Consider the following 17,591-nt stretch of genomic DNA (forward strand, 5'->3'; position numbering starts at 1 on the left):
TACTGTTCATGTCATACTCCTCACTTCATTTTAAGTAAAAGGTTTAACATGTAGATGGAATACTTTAGACAAATTAAAATACTTTTTCAGGAATAGTTTTGTAATTCTTCTTCAATATCTTCAAGAACCAGAGATATAGGTTTTGAAACTGAATTACTATTGTTAAAAAATATTGATAAACCGACTCCATCTTCAAGCATTCCAGGGAGCCAATTTTCCACAAAATCATCCAAGGAAATTGATTCTGGACTGGTGTCCTTCCATTGCTTAATAGCACAATGATTTGCATGTTCTTTTGTCGCCCAAAAATGCAGGTGTAGTATACCGTTCTCGCCTTCAGATATAACCCATCCGTCGTCGTTACTTAATGACCAGACTTCTTCATAGTCAACAACTTTCTTAATAAAATAACGATATCTTTTATCAGGATCTAACTTTAATGTCATCTCAAGTTCATTTTTATTCATTTTTCACTCTTCCTTGTAAGCAGTGTAAGAGGGACATCAGCTGTCCTTGCCCCTATCTAATGCCCCTCTGGATATAACATCAGATTATTATTACGATAAATTCCGCGGTAACGGTTAGGGAAGTTTTGAAGATTTTTTTACATCTTCCAGATTTGTTTTTAAAGCATCTGCAAAGGATTCTAGCTTTTTTTCATTACAGGTAATCTCAAACAAATTAGAATTAAACTTAACATCATCTTCAAGTATAATTTTAATCTTAAAGCTGTAATTTCCGTTTTCTTTATTAATACTCAGAATTAAAAGTGGTTCAATGGTTTTTAAATTTATCCTGTCTTGATTTCCCATTATCAGCGTTTCAATTCCAGATATCAGCATTTTATATTCACTTTCTAATAAAACAGCGGAAAAATTGCGAACGATCGCTTTTTTATTTTCCAACAACTCAAATATGGATAAAATAAATGGATCATCATCCATCTCTTGATACCTTCTCGGTGTTAGTTCAAGTTCAAGACAATCGTCTTTAATGTTGGCCATGCTGCCTCCTTGTTTTATATGAGGATTATTTAATAAAATTTCCTTTCCAGTACTGCTGTCTGAAATCGTAATACCATCGGTGTTTACAAATTGTATGGCTCCTGTTAGGTTTATAACCTTTCTTATGTGATGATTTATTTATGATTTGAATGGTATGCATAAAACGATTGATCATCAAAGCGAACGGTTTCAGCTTCTATAGCAATCAGCATTCTGTTCATGTCAATAAGAAAGTTAGCATTTGATTGATACTCCGGAATTACAGAATTTGATAGATTCCCGATTCCCTCCGGGTGATAACTCATCTCAAATACTTGCCAATTGTATTCTTCCGGATCTATTTTTTCCAATCTTATATCTCCGTCACCTCCATTGAAATAAACAGATGCTACATTTTGAAATATAATTTTATGCGTATATTCAGCTTTATTTTGAACAACATGAATCTCAATTAAGAGTTCTTTTTTAAACACATTAAAGTCAATTTGAAGTACACTGCACCCCCCATCTATGTAATCTACCCATTGATTAATTGTTTTGTACATTGTCATCTCCTGCCTCTTTTTTAATCAATAACACCTTACCACCAAACACAAATTACTCCGTATATTGTTTGATCCAATCATTTAAATCATCTGTTGAATGCAAATAAGTTTCAGGAGAATCTTTCAAATCAATCCCGCTTAGAAGGATTAACATACTCCAGACTCTATCTTCTTCTACTTCGGGGTCATCCGCATGAACATAAGTTCCAGCCCAATCCGACACTTCTTCTCTTGTTGTTTGTCCATTTAAGACACTTTTGATTTTATTTATGCATTCTATTAGCTTTGGCTCGGTCAAATTGATCACCGCGTATTCAAGTACTAAATGATTTGTTATTAGTATGCAAAGCACCGTACTGATATTTAGATATTGAAGCTTTTTCCGTAAAAAGATATGTTCCAAAAGGTTTCTAATCTACCAATAAACAAGCTCACAGCCATATTCCGTGTGCAATACACATAATCCGAATTGACACTCAGGCTCAACCAAAATAAAACTATGATTGAGAATCCCTTCATCGAACTCAATACACTCCAATAAGCAGTCAAGGCGCTCGAGACATTTTCCAAAAGAACAAACTAACGCACCAATTTCGCTGCTGTATTGATGAAACAGCAGAACGTCCCGGTCATCGTAAGCAACATATGACTGAGATATTTTCCAGATCAGCTGTTTCCCTTCCGTTTTTTCGAGGGCATCAACCTCACGGGTGTTGGCTAGTATTGAATTTGATAAAACCAGCTCAAGCAATTGCCTGCTTTGCGCCAGATCAGCAAAACGATAAGTGAAGCCTCTTTCTGCACAAGGGACTAGTTTTTCTTTGATTTCGCTCATCAATAAACGTCTTTTATTCTCGGCGAGTTTTTCGATCAATCTTTTTTGCATGAGCCGCATTCCCTCCGACATCAATTTCTCAAGCTCTTTAATTGATCAATCATTCTCTTGTTTTCTTTGTCATTCATCATTCAGATTTGTTCTGAAAAAAGCTTGTATCGCTTATTGATACAAGCTTCATTTCTACTATTTAAAAAAGTGGATTTTCCCCAAAACGCCCCCACAGTTTTGGAAACCTTTCAGGCAAATCTTCTTCTTCCCAATCCAATTCAATACCGTCCGATTCGGCAAGTCCCTTTTGTTCAAGCGCATCTAAAAGCTCGTCGTGTACTTCATCATCCCATTCATCGTTGCCAGTCTTCATATATGTCAACGCCTCGATTGCCACTGACAGCAAGTCTTCATTTTGTGGATAGCCTTCCTCGTCAAGCGTTTCCTCCGTGATGTATGCTGCCAAATACTCGTGATCATTCAGCACTTTTTCGAATGTCTCTTTGCCCTGGGCAATCAGCCATCCACGGAAATAATCAAATGTATCGTCCGAGCAGCCGTCCATTAGGATGTATGCTGCCGCCCATAGTGAGGACAGATAGCTTTTTTGCATGAATGTCTGAAGCATAAATTCAAAATCAACGATCTCATTGACTTCTTTTTTCAATAATGCATCACGCAGCACTCATTAGGTTCTTCCTGACTCCCAGCTTGGTCAATAAGCTGCCAAAACGATGTTTCATTCATTTGTTTTCCCCCCTCTGATATCTCTCTTATAAATCCCTGAGTCTGATAGTGCATAAATAGCATTACTTGTTAGTTTCAGCTGTTGTATCGAGAGCTCCCGCCCGTCTTGATCACAGCATTTCACCTCATGCATCGGCATACTGACATAAGCCGGAATGAGGGACAGTGAATGTTCATCTTTGCATATCCAAAACCCGTCATCTGAAATCGCAAGCTGGTCATATACCCCCGAACATTCTTTATCAGAAACAATCCACACTCGTTTCACGTCGGTCTCATCAAATGCGGCAATGACTGTATAAGAGTAATACAGCATGTATATCAGTCCATCTTTTTCTGCAAGTGCATAGCAGTCATCTACCACGGGCGCATATATTTCTGAAAGCTGTTGATCAATGTGAGTTTCCTTTAGTTGTCCGTCTAAAGTGAAGCACAGCACACTTTGTCCATTTGAGTTTTCATCATCATAAATGCCTTCATCGCTTAAACCGACCCATAGGTTTTGTTTCTCATCCAAAAGACAGCAGGAAACCCCTGAAGGCAAGTGAAAAGCACTTTTCACTCTTCCCTCTTCTGACAAAACCTTTGCCTTCAGCTCATACGATTCGTAATAAACGAAGACATAGCCATCTGCACATTGTTGAAAGAGCAGAATATCACTGTATGAAATCTGCTCTTTCACTTTAAAAACCCGAACATCACCGGAAGGATCATAGATTGTAATGGTGATATCACCTTTCAACCCTTTTCCAATGTATACACGCCCCTGGGGATCAGTATGGAAAAAACAACCTAGGGTGTCCGTGTTGATAATTTGATTCATTTTTAATTTTTTCATTGGTTATGCTCCTAGGTTTTCAAAAACTTGAATATTACTGTTCATTTTAAAAAACTGATAGTCGACCTCTAATAATTGCATCCCTCGTAAATATAATCTATCCACTGTTCAAACGTTTTTTGTATATTGCCCTCCCTTAACTAATCTCTGAATCCATTTACCAATATATCCGTATATAAAAGCGACTTGTTGACAATGATAATTATCAACAAGTCGAAAAAGTAAATTACTCTGTATATTGTTTAATCCAATCTTTTAAATCATCTGGTGAATGCAAATAAGTTTCTGGTGAATCTTTTAAATCAATCCCACTTAGAAGGATTAAAATATCCCAGACTATATCATCTTCTATTTTAGGATCATCAGCATAAACATAAGTACCAGCCCAATCAGCCACTTCTTCTCTTGTTGTCTGTCCGTTTAAGACACTTTTGATCTTATTTATGCATTCTATTCGCTTAGGTTCTATCAACTATATCACCACTTTCCTATATACTTCCCTTTACTATTAAAACGATAGTGTACTTTGACTCTTCCATTTTGAGGCCTAACCTGTCTTACTTTTCCTCGATGATCGATAGTTTCATGCCAAGTTCTTTTTCTTCCGGTTTTGTAATTCCATTCTCTGACCACTCTTCTTCCAGCCATCTCTCCTCTTTTTTTAGCTGGTGATACATGACCATAATACCGGTAACGATTTCCTGATAAATGTCTTATTCTTGCCTTCCCATACTTTTGTGACTGCTTATAATGTGTTTTTAACTTATTATACTGAGAAGCACTATGTGCCGCATTAGATGCCCGCTTTGCATATTTCGCTACTCTTAATACTTTTAGCATCTTCCCAGGTCCAAAATTAGAAGCAGCTGCCCATGCAACACCTCTCCAACCCTTTCCAGATCTGTACGCCTTATATCCATCATAGGCCGCAAATCCAGCATTCACCACTAACCATACCCAATGCCCATCCGGATCAACATTCATCACAGGGTTATTATTTCCATAAGCATACCCATTTTGATCCAATGAGTCGCCGTCGCTGCCCGGGTCTGGGTCGAGCGATAGGAACACGCCGTTTCTTGGCTCGTAGTAGCGGGCCATGAGATAGTACAGGCCGGTTTCTTCGTCGTATTGGTAGCCTGCGTAGCGGTAGCGGTTGTCTTTCACTTCGTCACTTGCTTCGGTTTTTGTTGGATTTCCCCATGCGTCGTACTGATATTTGGCAACGGTTTTTCCAGTGCTGTCTGAGATCGCGATGACGTCTCCGTGTGCATTGTAATGATAGAAATATTTCTTGCCATTTTCTGTGTAGGATAACAGCTGGCCGCTGTCTCCGTACGTGTATGATTTTGTGACTTTGTTGTCCGCGTCTGTTTCATACAAGACGTTCAAGCTGTCTCCGTCGTAGAAGTAGTTTGTGACTTTTCCGTTGACGGTTTTTTGGATTCTGTTTCCTTTTTCGTCATACTTATACGTTGCGAATGGCTTGTCTTCACCTTTTTTGGTAACGGCGGTCAGGTTATCTTCTGCATCCCACGTATATGTGAATTTTCCGTCGGATGTGCGGTTGCCGTTTTTATCGTAAGAGATGCTTTCTTCATTGACTTTTGTCAGCTGGTTCATGATGTTGAAGGAAGCGTTCACCGTTTTGCTTGAGCCGTCTTTTACAGTTGTAACGGTTTTCCGGTTCCCGAATCCATCATATGTGTATTCAATGACAGTACCGTCTTCATGGGTTTCTTTGACAAGCTGATTCAGCTTCCCATACTCATATCGCACCTTGCCGCTTGCTGAGCTGTTTATCGTTGTGCGATTGCCGTTGGCATCATATTCATAGCTTTCCGTCAGAATGTTTCCGCCGTTTTTGTCACCGATATGCAGCGAGCTTACAAGGTTTCTTTCGTCATATGAAAAACTTGTTCCGCCGCCGTTGCCCGTAATAAAGGTTTGGACGTTGCCATTTTCATCATAATCAAATGAATATGAAGATGTACTGTCTTTCATCTCAATCATTTGATCCAGCTTGTTATACGTAAATTGATTCGTTCCTTTTTGGTCCCCATGAGTCCACGAGAAGGTTTTCAGCTTATCGGAGTCACTAGGGTATGTCCAAGTTTGACTGCCGCCGCGGTCAGTCAATTCGGTTAAACGGTTTTTATTGTCAAATGTCCGTTTCTTTGTGGTGTTCTGCTCTTTATTAACGACCGACGTTTCATTTCCATTTTTGTCATACGTGAAATTATACTTTTCTGTACCGTTATACGACTTTGATTTCACCCGGTCTGTTCCATCATAAGAAAGAGATACTTCGTTGCCATTCGGTGAAATGGTTTTGGTCAGATTGCTGTTGGCATCATATTCGCTTGCTAGCACATTGCCCAGAGGGTCAGTTGTTTTGACAAGCTTGCCCATCACATCATATTCGTATTTATAGGTTTGATCTGCTCCCGCCCGGATGGTTTTGCTTATCTCATTGCCTTCCTTATCATAGCTGTGAAGGATAGACGTGCCGTTGGAGAGCGTCATGTTTGTCAATTGGTCTGCCTGATCATACGTATAGGTTGTTTTTTCACCTTTTGCATCCGTTTCAGACGTTTTCTTACCAGTTTCATCGTAATCAGTTGAAGTGGCGTAACCTAGTTCGTCCTCTTCCTTGGTCACATAGTTGCCATTACTGTCATACGTGCTTTTTGTTAGAAGGCTTCCTTCAATCAGGCGGATATCATCAAACCAGACTGTGCCTGTCGCACTCTTTTGGAACAGAATGCTAATGTCCACTTTATTAATCGGCTTTGTTTTTGGGATGACAACAGCTGCGCGATTCCATTCCTGTGTTCCAGAAGGGAATTTCGCATTGTATACACCTGTGCTGCCGTCCGCGTAAGTGACATTCGCCTGCAGAGAATAGTCTTTTTCATCTGTAAACTTGACACTGCTTGCTTTCGACATGCCTGTCAGTGTGAGATAAACCGGTTTGTCATTTGCGCTTTGCCCTAAGACAACGGTTTGTTTTGTTACTGATCCGGCTTGGGACGCACTGGTCCGGGCAGCTTTTAATGATACATCATCATTAAAGCCTTCTTCAGAATCAACGGATGCTCCGCTTGCATTCCAGCTTTCCGTTGCTGAGGTGAAACTGCTGTTTTGAACTGGATTATAGCTTGATGATACTTCGCCTTTTTCCAGCTGGACTTCATCAAACCATGCTTTTCCTTTGCCATCTTTATCTTTATGATCGACTTCCATATACACAACGGCTTTTCCTGCATTCGCTGGAGTCATAAAAGTGATTTGCCGTTTTGTCCAGTCATTTTTTCCGGCTAATGCACTGTATTCATTGTGAATCCATTGAATTCGTTTTTGATCTTTGTCTCGCAGATCAATGTTAAAGTAGGCTCTTGATTTCGCTAGATCCGTTTTGATTTTCCCGCTTAATGTATAGGTTGTATTCGGCTCCAGTTCAACTGTTTGTGTTGCTGACGAATACCCATGATCTATTCCGGCAGACGTTGATTGGCTCAAGACTTCCAATGCCTTTGATCCGGAAAGAACCCCGCTTTTATCGGCGATGACTGAAATTTTGCCGCTGTCTTTAGAGGCAGTCAGATTCCAGCCGGATTTTTGCGCTTCAAAGCTTCCATCTTTCAAAATATTAGTTGAAGCTGATAAATCTTTGCTCGATTGAATCTGGTTTCCATATTTATCATAAACAGCTGCTGACGATGACTTTCCGCTCTGATCGGTTTCGGATACAGCATCGAGTCCATCATAGGCAATATCCGTGACATTGCCCTCGGTATCCTTCATCTTTGTGACATCGTTGTTTTTGTTGTATTCGTATGTCTCAGTTCCATATGCGTCTTTAACCGACGTAACGTTGCCATCTTTGTCATATTGATAGCTTTCCGTTGCTTTTCCGGTGCCGACGTCGTTTGGATCTACATCTTCTACGACATTATTGCCTTCATATTTTGTATTTGTTGTAATTTTTAAACCTTCCGCATCATCAATGACCTGAATCGGATTTCCCGCTTCATTATAGCCATACTGTACCTTCCGGCCATTTGGCTGTGTCATAAGAAGCGTCTTTTTATCAGCATCATAGCTGTAGACATATGTTTCTTTTTTAGCGTTGATCGCTTTATCGAGACGGTGTCCGCTATACTGATATTCGGTAAAGACAGGCTTTGCTTCGGTACTGTTGGCTGAATATTGTTTGACAAGGCGTCCTTCGCCATCATAGTCATAGCTTGTGACAGTCCCGTCTGTATCTGTAACCTTCTTCAGCAAATCATTCTCATATGAGTAGGTGACTTTTTTATTCTTAGGTCCGGTGATAGAAGTCACATGGCCATTTTCATCATAGGTAAATGTAAGCTTGCGGCCTGATGCATCTGTAATGGCGGTCAGTTGATTTTTGTCATTGTAAGTATAGACGGTTGTATTGTTGTGGCCATCCACTACTTTTTGGAGTTTGCCGCCTTTTTTATTAAAATAAGCGTTGGTTTGATCCTTTGTTTTTAATATGAACTGATCAGCTGTTTCTGTTAATTCAAGATATACACCGGTCGGCGGCTGATACGTGCCATCGGCTTTTTTCGTGAATCGATGTGTCGTAGCGTCTTCATCGATATACATTGCCCCGCCATCCGTTGAGATGACAGATGTTTCTGCATCAGCATACCAGCCTTGCCCAAATAAATGATCAGAGCTGTCAAGACTGTTGTAGGTTCTCGATAAGCCAAGTCCTGGACCGCGTCCGTCAATTGACAAATCTTCTTCATTCACAATGACATTGCCTGTCGCACCATTTAACTGGCCGCTTGGGATATCAATGATAGACCAGTATTCTTCTGTCCCAAGGAATTCTGCGCCTTCATGGAACGTTGGGTTAAAGGGCGCCGTTGGAATCGTTTCACCATTCGCATCATAGGCGACAAGCGTGAAAGAATAATTCTTCTTCCCTTTGTAATTCCCATTTGCATTGTTATAGACAGGTGATGGATCGAGGGCTAATTCCCCGCCTTTTCCATCTGTATGAAGCTTATAGCTTCCGGCTTTGATTTCCTCAGAAGTCGGCCAGATGTTTTTATTTTGGGTTGTCCAATGATCAGCATCACCAACATCAAAGGACTGATATTCTTTACCGTTGTAAATGTTAACTTTATAGCCCTTCGCATTTTGAACCTTTTCCCATATCAAATTCACATAACCGGTTTGGCTTGATTTTGTGTTTGTATACAAATAGCCAGTTAAATTCTTTGGCTTAGCGATATCAGGAAGTGCCGGGTTAGCAGCCGGTGATGCAATAGCTTCGCCGTCTTTGTTGTATGCGATAATTTTAAACGAGTAATTTCTTTTGGCTCCATCTCCCCCGGCGTTTTTATAGGTTGGTCCGGGATTGATCGGCAGCTCTGCTCCGCTTCCGTCCTTTAGGTGAAGAGCATATTTTCCCGCTTTGATTTCTGCACTTGTCGGCCAGATCTTTTTCCCTTTTGTGGTCCAAGACGTCTGATTTCCGAGATCAAGTGTCTCAAAGCCTTTCCCATTGAACACCTGAACCTTATAGCCGGTTGCACCAGATACAGCTTTCCAAGAAAGATCGAAATACCCTGTGGCATTTCCATTATTATAGCCCTTGGTTGACGGTGCTTGTGCTTTTCCTACATTAGGGATAACAGGCTTTGCCGGTGCGGACATCGCTCCTTCACCTTGGTCAAATATCGCACTGACGCCAATCCAATAATTTTTGCTTGTGGCATAGCTTCCGCCGGAATTCTTATAGACCGGGGATGGATCTAATGCCAATTCAGCTCCTTCCTTGCCGTCCAGATGCAGTTTATATCTCTTGGAGGCAATTTCTGCGCTCGTAGGCCAGATTTTTTTTCCTTTTGTGCTCCACGACGTGACGTTGCCTGCAGAAATCGCTTGATATTCCTTACCATTGTAAATCCATACCTTATATCCTTTTGCGCCTTCAACCTTTTTCCAGCTGATATCAAAATAACCAGTGGAATCGCCGTTGTGATAGGCTTTAATTGTAGGTGTGTTTCCCTTTGGTATGGTATACGTCACTTCAATATACGGTTTATTGGCGGAGTTCGCTGAAGAAATTAGTTTTTTCCAGTATTCCTTACCGTTTCCGTTTGTATGAAGCTTAAACCCATAGTTGGCCCCGCCGGAGTTCCATGACTTTACAGCAGCGGTCACATCGTAACTTGCCCACTGTCCTTTATGGACGTCGGCTTTTCCGATATTTTTAGATGCCGGTTTGGTGTTCCATGTTACTTTTGCATTATCATAATTGCTGCTGACCGTATCCAGCCAAAGACCGGTTGCCTTTGTTCCATAATAGGAATGGGCTACGTATGTTTTTAATGTCGCTTTGGTGACAGTCATATTTTGAATCGGCTTTAGGTTGTTAAATTTCATGAACGCATAGTTTGTGCCTGTTGTTTTGTCATAATAGCCCGTTTTCAGTACATAGGCCTTTAAATTAGCATCCCATTTTTGTGAGGAGGCCGAATAGTTCGTCGTCGGGTAGGCACTCATGACAAACGTGTCCGATGAAACAGATAAAGATGTTGACGGGTCGATAGAAACTGGATATACGCGTTCCGGGTCTTTCAGCCAGTTCTCGTCTGCCGTAAGATGAAGCAAGTACCCTTCTTCATTCTTTTCCAGCTTATAGCTGACTTTGTCTGACCGTTCAACCTCGCCGGAAAGCTCATCTAGTTTTGAATCCGTCATAAAAGGCTTAGGCACAGAAAAAACAACTTTTCCTTTTTCATCAGAAAAATCAATCGATCCATCCTCTTGTTCTTTAGCCTGCAAATCGGTTTTGACCTGAAATGTAAATGTGTTGTATCCATCATACTGATGAAGGACTAAATCTTCTTTTATGTTTTCGTTGAATGTGAAAGTCTGAAGATCAATATTCGGAAAAACATCCGGATACACAATCTCATTACTGTCAGTCTTATAATCTGCTGAGGTATCTTTCGGAGTAAGTGAAGTTTTATTTGGGCCTTTCGCTTCTGCAAGTGAATATGTAACCTTATGGTCATTATGCTCAAAAGTCGCATAAAGCCCGTTCTTCATTTGCTTTTGAAAATCTGAATTCAAAATGGCATTCTCTGTCTCGACTTGTTTGCTTGTCGACTCTTTTAACTCAGGAGAAATGTCTTCCCAGTCGGCATCAGGAGTTTCCTTTGTATGAATAGGATCAAGGTATACTTCCTGTTTATAGACACCGTCACCTTCATAATAGAGTTTTGTATTTTCTGTTCTTTCAGAGGTGATCTCACCCTCTTTGTTTATATCTTTTGGATCAAAAGGTACAGCTTCCTCAGTTTGTTCTTTCTGAAGAGTTTCTTCTGGATCATCGGCAGCAATACGATTTCCATTCTCTTCTTCTGTGGATTTTGCTAGTACATCGGCTGGCACTAATGAAATCATTAAAGCCAGCACTAAAAATGCTGCAATAAACCTTTTAAAGTTTCGCCTCTTTCTTTTTTTCATTTTCTCTCTCCTTTTGTAATAAAAGTAATATTTACTCAACAATCTTAACTAGTCTGAAATATTATTACAATATTTTTCTAGAAAATTTATCTTATTTTAAGGATTAGCGAGAGTCAATTGACCTAAAACAAAAAAGGCCGCATAGGCCTTTTTACATTTTTTTATTATTGCATTTGTTCAATATCCGTACACTCAGCTGCCACATTCGCCTTCCCCTGCCTCCTGACAAGCGTCAAGGCCATGCCCGCAAAGATCAGCACGATGCCAAGCGTTTGATAGAGGTCAGGGCGGAAGCCTGTGAAGACGGTATCTAGCACGATCGCGACAGCAGGGTCGAGAAATACAATGATTGAAATAAATTTCGTTGATAAAAATCGCAAACTGTCAAAAAACAACAAATATACAATACCCGTATGGATGATGCCGGTAGATACCACCATAATCCAATTTCCCTGAGATAGGTCAGCAAAAGCGCCGAAGTGAATAAACGGAATCAGGATGATAACCCCTAAACCCGTCTGCAAGAAGGTGGTCGTGTAAGGACTGAGATTGTGAATGCCTTTTCCCAATAAAGTGGTGAACGCATAAAACAGTGCGGCGAGAACTGCCCATATGATCCCTGATCCCATCAGCTGTGTCAATGAAGTGCTGCCGTTAATCCCGGAAATCAGCGCAGTTCCCAGAAAACAGATGATAATGGAGCTGACGGAGATGACATGTAATCTCTCTCTGTAGATGATGCTTCCCAGGAGAAGAACAAGCACCGGTGCAAGGTGATAAACGGAGATAGCAATTGTAACGGACGTTTCTTCAAAAGACTTAAATAAGAACACCCAGTTGAATACAAGAAAGAAACCGCACGCCAATGTTTGCAGCACGTCTTTCTTTCTCCATTTTTCAGTTTTATATTGGCCGGACGCCAGCCAGCAAAAGCTTAAAAATAGCGTCGCGCAAAGGCAGCGGACAAAGACCAATTCAAATGACGGCAGATTGGTATGCTCTGAGAAAAAGCCGATGGAGCCGAAAATCACCATGGAGATGACCATTTTGATTACGGCTGTTGATTTTTGTTTTGGTGTAATTGAGAGATCTTGCTGCATCAAGCGTATTCTACCTCCATTACTGCATAGCATAAACTATTTTTCATGAATTCAGAAATCTACACATAGAATTCCTCTTTTTTACATGTAGATATTATAACACTTCTATACTAAATAAGAAAAAGCGCCCAAGGGGCGCTTTTTCAACAAATCTATCGAACAATCAAAACCGGGCAGGTTGATAGTTGAGACACTTTATGGCTGACGCTTCCAAGCATCATTTCTTTCAGGCCGCTGATCCCCCGGCTGCCAACTACGATCAGGCTGACGCCTTTCTCTTTTGCATGATTTAGTATTTCATGTGCCGGCTCGCCATTCGCGTAAATGATTTCAGCTTGAACACCGTTTTCGGCTGCTTTTTCTTTTGCATGCTCTAGGATTTTCAGGCCTTCTTTTTTAACCTCGTTCCTGATTTCATCAATAAAATGTTCAGGCACATAGACAATTCCCGTCAGAGAAGAAGTCGTGACGACGGCTTCTCTCCCCACATGAAGAATGCTTAGTTCCGCTTGCTGCTCTTTGGCCAAATGCACTGCGGCATCAAGCGCTTTTTCACTCATGTCTGATCCGTCAATCGCAACTAACATTTTGTTAAACATGCTCTTCCCGCCTTTCGGACTGTGGGTGGTTCATCTTTCTCTTTTATTGTCCGCCTGCTTTTCGTTATTGTCAATTGAAGCGCATGAGTTTTCAAAAAGTTGTCAGAGACTCTCTCCGTTTGTAGCGATGACCTGCTGATACCAGCTGAAGCTTTTTTTCTTGATGCGGTTTAATGTTCCGTTTCCTTCATTGTCCCGGTCCACATAAATGAAACCGTAGCGTTTTTTCATTTCCGCAGTTGATGCGCTGACAAGGTCAATTGGCCCCCATGATGTGTATCCGATTAATTCAACGCCGTCCGCAATGGCTTCGCGCACTTCAATTAAATGATCACGCAGATAGTTGATTCTGTAATCGTCCTGAATTGTGCCGTCATCCTCAACTTTGTCTACAGCGCCCAGGCCGTTTTCAACAATGAACAGCGGCTTCTGATAGCGGTCGTATAATGTGTTGAGGGTGATGCGCAAGCCTTTCGGATCAATTTGCCAGCCCCATTCTGATGATTTCAGGTAAGGGTTTTTGACTCCGCCCAGCAGGTTGCCGCCTGATTTTGCAAGCTCTTCCGGATCAGTGCTCGCCGCCATCGACATGTAGTAGCTGAATCCAATGTAATCTACCGTATGTTTTTTCAAGAGTTCTTCATCGCCTTCAGCCATTTCAATTTCAATATTGTTTTCTGCCAGATAGCGTTTCATATATCCCGGGTATGCGCCTCTTGCCTGAACGTCTGAGAAGAATAGTGTTTTGCGCTCATTCTCCATTGCCGCGAAGACATCTTCAGGCTTAGAAGTCATCGGATAGGTTGTCGTTGCCGCTATCATACAGCCGATTTTCGAATCAGGAATGATGTCGTGACCCGCTTTGACAGCAAGAGCACTGGCGACAAATTGGTGGTGTGCCGCCTGGTACATCGCGTTTCGTTTGTTTTCTCCTTCTTCAAAGACAAGGCCGCCTCCGGTAAACGGCGCATGAAGCACCACATTAATTTCATTGAACGTCATCCAATACTTCACTTTGTGTTGATAGCGTTTGAAAACCGTTTTGGCATAGCGTTCATAAAACTCTATGACTTTGCGATTCTTCCAGCCGCCATAATTTTTCACTAAACCGAGCGGCATTTCATAATGAGAGATGGTTACGACAGGCTCAATATGATGCTTTAACAGCTCATCAAACAGATCATCATAAAATCTAAGGCCTTCTTCATTGGGCTCCTCTTCATCGCCATTCGGAAAAATTCTCGTCCACGCAATCGATGTACGGAACGCTTTAAAACCCATTTCCGCAAACAAAGCAATATCCTCTTTATAACGATGATAAAAGTCAATCCCGTTGTGATACAGATTCAAGGAAGTCATTGATTCATCAAATGGAGACATGATCCCGTTCGGCGATACGTCAGCTGTCGAAAGCCCCTTACCACCCTCGTTATAAGCACCCTCCACTTGGTTAGCAGCAACCGCGCCGCCCCATAAAAATCCTTCTGGAAATCGTTTTGCATTTGAACTCATATTGATCACCCCATCAGTTTTTTAAGATAAAGCAAGCAGCGCTTCTTTTGTCTGCACTTTACCGATCTCTTTCACCGGCGAAAACGAATATTGGTCTGTATTGGTCACAATCACCGGGGTAATGACGTCATATCCCGCGGCTTTGATTTGCTCCAGATCAAAGGACACGAGCGGATCTCCCGGTGCGACCTTGTCGCCTTCTTTGACGTGAGCCGTGAACCATTGTCCCTCTAGCTTAACGGTGTCCAATCCAATGTGTATGAGAATTTCAGCTCCCTGATCACTCGTAATGCCAATTGCGTGTTTTGTTTTAAAAATGGTGGTAACGTTTCCACGAACAGGTGAAACAACTTCTCCTTCTTCTGGCTCTATGGCAAATCCTTTTCCCATGATCCCGGCAGAAAACACTCCGTCTTTGACTTCGCTTAAAGCTTTCACTTCTCCCTTAATCGGGCTGTGAATGATTTCTCCACTGCCCTCATGAATAGCTTGCTGCTGATCACTTTCAGACGGTACATCCTCGAATCCAATCAAATATGCAACCGCTGTTCCCGCCGCAAACGCAATCACAAGACCGATCATCGCGTAAATAAACGTTGGGCCGATAAAGACAGGGATGCTGGGCAGTCCTGCATTCCCACCGACGATATAGGAAGCAACACCCGTCATGCCATAAAACGCGCCACCGGCTGCACCGCCAATCAAAGCGGCCGCAAACGGTTTCTTCAAACGCATATTCACGCCGTACATCGCAGGTTCTGTGATCCCCATCAATGCCGTGATGCTAGTGGTAAGCGCGAGTGATTTAAATTTTTTGTTTCTGGAGCGAAGGAAGACGGCAAATGATGCCCCTGCCTGCCCCATATTCGCTAAAAACATAGCCGGCAGTAAATAATCGTGGCCGTTTTGAGCGATGTTGTTGATCATGATCGGCACAAAGGCATAGTGCATGCCCGTCATAATGATTAATGAGAATGTTCCCGCCAGCAAAATCATCGCCACAAGCCCTGCATGATCAAACAAGTAATTGACCCCAGAAGACAAGTATTCTCCTAAAATAGCGCCAAGCGGACCGACTGTAATCAATGTCAGCGGCACGACAATCAATAATGTCAACGTCGGAACCACAATCAATTTGAGAGACGAGTGTGTAAAACGATCAATCCATTTTTCCACGTATGAAGCAATCCAAATCGCCAGCAAAATCGGGATGACTGTTGACGAATAAGTGGCAGCGGTTACAGGAAGCCCGATAAAGGAAATCGGTTTCCCCGCACCGAGCAGGGCTGTCAAATCCGGGTGCAGTATCGCTGCCGCAATGGCTGCCGCCACGTACGGATTGCTGCCGAATTTTCTCGCCGCACTCATCGCAAGCAGGAGCGGCAGGAAGTAGAACGCGCCATCACCGACAGCCGTCAAAATGACATGAACCTGGCTCTTCTCCGCCATCCAGCCAAACGTAACTGCCAGCGCAACAAGCCCTTTGATCATCCCCGCTCCCGCAATCGCAGGCAGAATCGGAGTAAACACACCAGAAATCACATCAAAAACCGCACTTAGCACATTCTTTTTCTGAGAGGATGAACCAGCGCTCTTTTCATCACTGAGATTGCTCTGCCGCACAATCGCCTGATACACCTTCGGCACATCGTTTCCGATAATGATTTGAAACTGCTCGCCGCTGATATTGGTGCCCATCACCCCCGGCAGCTGCTCCAGCTGACTGCGATCCGCCTTCGCGTTGTCATGAAGATTAAAACGCAGCCTCGTCATGCAGTGAATCACGCGCTGAACGTTGTCTTCGCCACCTACGAGTTGTAATATGTCCTTCGATAATTTATCATAATCCATGTGTATACCTCCTTTTTATGGGGGGACTGCTGGATGAAAGGTGGCCGCCTTTCACCAGCTTTTTTTCTATCAAATGCTGCATCACCTCCTAAAAGAGAATAAAAAAACCTAAATGACACAGATTGCGAGAGTCTCCTCCTGCACCTGCACCATTTAGGTTTTGCCTGCTTTCGCAGTAACAATCCTGACGGGTCGTTTTATTTGTTTGTAGGTATACTTTAGCACTAGATTTAGAGAGTGTCAACGCTTTCATTTTTGGTGTTGACTATCGTTTCTAGAACAAACGTAATCATAAAGATTTGAACATAGTATTAACTTCAATAAAAAATTATTGTAAAAACCTTGAAAGGCATTTTTCCAATCAAGGTTAATAATCGTTTTCACTGAAAGATTCTTTTATTTGTACTATTAGAGTGTTTAGCCATTCAATTGGTTCTAAATTAAACGCAGGAAAATACACCCCATCCACGCAAGATTGAATGTATTCATTTTTCTCATTGTCTGAATGCTCACTTTCAATAAAATCCGTTAAAAAGACAATAGCATACTCCAAATATTCTTTACTTTCCTCTGTTAATAACTCTTGTAAAACGTCATCAGGAGTTTCAATATCTTGATGGAATGTTCCAGCCAAAAACTGAAAAACAGGGTCCTCCTGTTTATTGATCGATAACATGTCATCTTGCTCCTTTAAGGGAGAGGTAACGGGATAATAATCCTGATAGGTATTTCATTTTGGAAATTGTTTAAATCATTCATCATCTAATAAATCATAGGAGATCAATGGTTCTTCAAGTGTATGCTCACCCTTTAGAAACTCTATTGATATCCGTCTATATCATTTAATTTTTTTATAAGTACTCTTTTCCTAAATATATTAATACCTAAAGGGAAAACAAAGAAAAATACACCATATGAAAAACCAGCAATCACATATAACTCTATATCATGAACTTGATTGGCATTTGCTAACCAGATTGTCATGATAGTTAGAACTATTCCTGCTAGGGGGAAAACAATCTGGATGATTAATAATGATTCATTTAGT

General features: G+C 41.6%; 12 protein-coding genes and 3 pseudogenes. All 15 read right to left on the reverse strand.

Annotated features, from left to right (window positions below; translation table 11 throughout):
- Window positions 1-86: 86 nt before the first annotated feature.
- Window positions 87-467 (reverse strand): DUF2750 domain-containing protein, encoded by a 381-nt coding sequence (locus BLL41_RS21445; RefSeq protein WP_071579356.1) that lies wholly within the window; start codon window positions 465-467, stop codon window positions 87-89.
- 114 nt (window positions 468-581) lie between these two features.
- Window positions 582-1,004: a WapI family immunity protein gene (locus tag BLL41_RS21450; RefSeq protein ID WP_071579357.1), complete on the reverse strand. Its 423-nt coding sequence runs from the start codon at window positions 1,002-1,004 to the stop codon at window positions 582-584.
- A gap of 134 nt (window positions 1,005-1,138) precedes the next feature.
- Window positions 1,139-1,555: a YxiG family protein gene (locus tag BLL41_RS21455; protein WP_071579358.1), complete on the reverse strand. Its 417-nt coding sequence runs from the start codon at window positions 1,553-1,555 to the stop codon at window positions 1,139-1,141.
- Between the two features lie 46 nt (window positions 1,556-1,601).
- Window positions 1,602-1,959: pseudogene (locus tag BLL41_RS21460) on the reverse strand (hypothetical protein); the annotation flags it as partial.
- Window positions 1,960-1,964: 5 nt separating this feature from the next.
- Window positions 1,965-2,435, reverse strand: coding sequence for a YxiF family protein (locus BLL41_RS21465; RefSeq protein ID WP_071579360.1), 471 nt, complete (start codon window positions 2,433-2,435; stop codon window positions 1,965-1,967).
- Between the two features lie 139 nt (window positions 2,436-2,574).
- Entirely contained in the window at window positions 2,575-3,060 is a 486-nt protein-coding gene (locus BLL41_RS21470) for a DUF4240 domain-containing protein (RefSeq protein WP_256252468.1), read from the reverse strand.
- 573 nt (window positions 3,061-3,633) lie between these two features.
- Window positions 3,634-3,960 (reverse strand): annotated as a pseudogene (locus tag BLL41_RS23190) (DNA-binding protein); the annotation flags it as partial.
- Between the two features lie 226 nt (window positions 3,961-4,186).
- Window positions 4,187-4,432, reverse strand: a pseudogene (locus tag BLL41_RS21480) (DNA-binding protein); the annotation flags it as partial.
- 5 nt (window positions 4,433-4,437) lie between these two features.
- A complete protein-coding gene (wapA, locus tag BLL41_RS21485; protein ID WP_071579362.1) occupies window positions 4,438-11,481 on the reverse strand; it encodes a tRNA nuclease WapA in 7,044 nt (2,347 codons plus the stop codon).
- 164 nt (window positions 11,482-11,645) lie between these two features.
- Window positions 11,646-12,581 (reverse strand): DMT family transporter, encoded by a 936-nt coding sequence (locus BLL41_RS21490; RefSeq protein ID WP_071579369.1) that lies wholly within the window; start codon window positions 12,579-12,581, stop codon window positions 11,646-11,648.
- A gap of 152 nt (window positions 12,582-12,733) precedes the next feature.
- Window positions 12,734-13,180 carry a universal stress protein gene (locus BLL41_RS21495; protein WP_071579363.1) on the reverse strand — a complete coding sequence of 149 codons (447 nt, stop codon included), beginning with the start codon at window positions 13,178-13,180 and terminating at the stop codon, window positions 12,734-12,736.
- A 102-nt stretch (window positions 13,181-13,282) separates the two neighbouring features.
- The gene (gene bglH / locus BLL41_RS22750; protein WP_071579364.1) at window positions 13,283-14,692 is read right to left on the reverse strand and encodes an aryl-phospho-beta-d-glucosidase; all 1,410 of its coding nucleotides are present in this window, start codon (window positions 14,690-14,692) and stop codon (window positions 13,283-13,285) included.
- A 21-nt stretch (window positions 14,693-14,713) separates the two neighbouring features.
- Entirely contained in the window at window positions 14,714-16,543 is a 1,830-nt protein-coding gene (gene bglP / locus BLL41_RS22755) for a PTS beta-glucoside transporter subunit IIABC (protein WP_071579365.1), read from the reverse strand.
- A 367-nt stretch (window positions 16,544-16,910) separates the two neighbouring features.
- The gene (locus BLL41_RS21510) at window positions 16,911-17,219 is read right to left on the reverse strand and encodes a contact-dependent growth inhibition system immunity protein (protein ID WP_071579366.1); all 309 of its coding nucleotides are present in this window, start codon (window positions 17,217-17,219) and stop codon (window positions 16,911-16,913) included.
- 143 nt (window positions 17,220-17,362) lie between these two features.
- The coding region (locus BLL41_RS22925; RefSeq protein ID WP_071579367.1) for a hypothetical protein at window positions 17,363-17,591 on the reverse strand (229 nt) is incomplete at its 5' end.

Source organism: Bacillus sp. FMQ74 (assembly GCF_001875785.1).
GTDB lineage: Bacteria > Bacillota > Bacilli > Bacillales > Bacillaceae > Bacillus > Bacillus stercoris.